Below are 1,827 nucleotides of genomic sequence, written 5' to 3'. Positions count from 1 at the left end.
CTCGTCGACAAGCCCCGGATCGAGCTGGTCCGGCACCGGGCGCAGGTGGCGCTGCAGGCCTATCGGCGGCGTCGGCCCAGCACCCGTCCGCTGTTCGGCCGTCGGCAGTACGCGTACTCGTACACGAGGCCCGGCTGGAACCCGCTCGGCGTGCAGATCTTCCAGGACCGCATCCAGCGCCGGCCGATCCCGCTGTCCGTGGAGCTCGGCGACGCACCCGCTCCCCAGCACGTGGTCGAGACGTTCTCGGTGCAGACGCAAGGCGACGACAACCCGTACACGTGGGACGTCGACCTGACCATGGTCACGCTGGCCAACTTCAACTACCGCACGCTCAGCCTGGTCCGCGACTACGACTCGTTGCTGGCCGAGCCGATGCCGAACGAGGCGTTCGACGAGCTGTTCTCGACCGCCCCGCGCGACGTCGCCGAGCACGGCGCGACCATCCCGGTGGCCGACCGGTACCTGGTCGTCCCCGCCGACGCCTCCCAGCTGGGTGCCGTGGCGCTGGCTCGCTCCGGCGACAACTTCGTCATCCAGGGACCGCCCGGCACCGGCAAGTCGCAGACGATCACCAACCTCGTCGCCGACTTCGTCGCGCACGGCAAGCGCGTGCTGTTCGTCTGCCAGAAGCGCGCGGCCCTCGACGTGGTGCACGCGCGGCTGCGGGCGCAGGGCCTCGGCGAGATCTGCACGCTGGTGCACGACAGCCAGGAGGACAAGAAGGAGTTCGTGCACGGCTTGCGCGACACCTACGAGCGCTGGCTGGCCGACGACGAGCCGCTGGACGCCGTCGAGGCCCGGCGGACCGCGCTGATCGACGCGACGACCGCCGCGCTGGCCGAGGTCGGCGCGTACGAGCAGGCGCTCGGCGGGGTGCAGGACGTGCTGGAGCGGCTGATCGCGCTGCGCGGGTTCCGCTGGGGCGACGACCTCACGCCCGCCGAGCAGGCGCTCCTCCCCGAGCCCGCCGACTGGATTCCGGCTCGTCCGCTGGTCGACGCCCTCGTCGCCGCGCTGGCTCGGGCCGGCGCCGCCCCGGTGCTCGCGCGGACCCCCGCCCGCTTGATCGACCCGTCGGTGCTGGACCAGCCGCGCGCCGACGCCGTGGTCGCGCAGCGCGCGCAGGAGGCGGCCGCGGCGGTCGACGCCGTGCTCGCCGTCCTGGACGACGGCGACGAGCTCACCGTGGACGACGCCGACGCGGTCGGCCAGATGCATGCCGTCCTCGCGCCGCTGGTCCAGCGCGACCTCGGCTCGGCAGTCACCCCGCGTACCCCGGCCGCTCGGCGACTCCAGGAGGCCGCGGTTGCGTGGCGCGAGGTCGAGGCGGCGGCGGACGCGGCCGACCGGGCGGCGTCGGGCTGGCGCGAGCCGCTCTCCGCGCCGGACGCGACAGCGGCCGTGGAGATCGCCCGGCGCCGCGAGACCTCGGTCTGGAAGTTCCTCGACGGCGGCTGGCGCCGCGTGCGCAAGCTGGTGGACGCCGGGTTCGACGCAGGCGACCGGCAGGTCCGGCCGACGGCCACTGCTGCCCTGGAGCTCCTGGTCGCACGCTACGAGACGGCAGCCCGGGCCGACGCGCTCTCGCAGGAGCTGGCCCGCGACTGGGGGCACGCCGACCTGGCGGTGCTCTCGGACAGGATCACCGCGATCCGGCGGTACACCGGCGCGCTCGCGGTCTGGCGCACGCGGTTGGCGGACACCGAGCCCGACGACGTCCTGGACCGGCTGCCGGAGCTCGTCGAGACGGTCAGGACGCACCTGGCCGGGCTCGTCGCCGGGGCCGACGACCTGCCGATGAGCGCCCTGCGCGACGAGCTGCGC

1 protein-coding gene is annotated in these 1,827 nt (G+C 74.4%); it reads left to right on the top strand.

Annotated elements, in window-relative coordinates:
- Nucleotides 1-1,827 (top strand): AAA domain-containing protein (locus AC1DUQ_RS21375; protein ID WP_477074592.1); only part of this gene is annotated, 1,827 nt, incomplete at both ends.

It is taken from the genome of Cellulomonas sp. P4_B5_2 (assembly GCF_056402235.1).
The sequence above is the reverse complement of the archived record's forward strand: the minus strand, read 5'-3'. Positions and strand labels throughout refer to the sequence as shown.